We start from the raw sequence: 1,141 nt of genomic DNA, 5'->3' as shown, positions 1-1,141 counted from the left end.
GAGACTCCGCCGCCGGCCGCGATGGCGGGGTTCTTCGTGCCGGTGAACGCGGTGGCGGAAATCCCTCGGCACCTGGCTGCGGTGCGATCCGCAGCGGTCGCGGGTCATCAGCAGGACCGACATGCACACCGTGATGATGGTGCCGATCCAGGCGAGGGGCGTCGCACTCGGTATCGCCGTCTTCGTGCGGACGGACAATCCCACCCCCTTCGAGCAGGACGATCTGGTCCTCGCGGAGGAACTCGTCGACCGTGCCGCGCTGAGCCTCGACAACGCCCATCGTTACACCCGCGAACACATCGCCGCCCTCGCCCTGCAGCGCAACCTCCTCCCGGCCCGCCTGTGCGGCGGACCCGCCCTGGAGGTGACCTCCCGCTATCTCCCCGCCGACCTGGACCACGGTGTGGGAGGCGACTGGTACGACGTGATAGCGCTGCCGCGTGACCGGGTCGCCCTGGTCGTCGGCGACGTGGTCGGGCACGGCATCCAGGCGGCGGCCGCGATGGGCAGGCTCCGCACCGCGCTGCGCACACTCGCGGACCTGGACCTGCCGCCCGTCGAGCTTCTCGCGAGCCTGGACCGCACGGTCGGCCGTCTGACGCAGGAGGACGCGGACTCCCCGGGCGCCACCGTCTCCGGCGTGGGCGCGACCTGTCTGTACGTCGTCTACGACCCGGCCGAACGGCACGTCGACATCGCCGGAGCCGGACACCTCCCACCCGTCGTCGTCAGCCCCGCCGGCGAGGCGTCCGTCACGGAGATCCCCTCCGGGGTCCCGATCGGCTTGGGCCTGGGGCACTTCGAATCCGTCCGGATCGAGATCCCCGACGGCAGTCTGATCGCCCTCTACACCGATGGACTGGTCGAATTCCCGACCGAGGACATCGAGTCCGGCATACGCCGCCTCGCCGCCGCCCTGGCACACCCGAGGCTGCCCCTGGAGGAGCTGTGCGACAGGGCCCTCGCCGCCCGCCGCATCCCCTCCCCGTCCGACGACACCACCCTGCTGCTGGCCCGGACAGGCACCCCCGGCGCGCACTGACAGCCTGCTGACCGTCGGCGTGGCGGCGAGACGCGTTCCGCGCGATCCGCGAGATCGACCGGGGGTGTCCGGGCCGCGATCCGGCCCGGATGTGTGGGC

1 protein-coding gene is annotated in these 1,141 nt (G+C 72.0%); it reads left to right on the top strand.

Annotated features, from left to right (window positions below):
* Nucleotides 1-76: 76 nt before the first annotated feature.
* Entirely contained in the window at nt 77-1,042 is a 966-nt protein-coding gene (locus ABZV34_RS39810; protein WP_356288306.1) for a SpoIIE family protein phosphatase, read from the top strand.
* Nucleotides 1,043-1,141: the final 99 nt, after the last annotated feature.

It is taken from the genome of Streptomyces sp. NPDC005195, from assembly GCF_040608315.1.
Lineage (GTDB): Bacteria > Actinomycetota > Actinomycetes > Streptomycetales > Streptomycetaceae > Streptomyces > Streptomyces kaempferi.
This window is presented reverse-complemented; position numbering and strand designations above follow the sequence as displayed.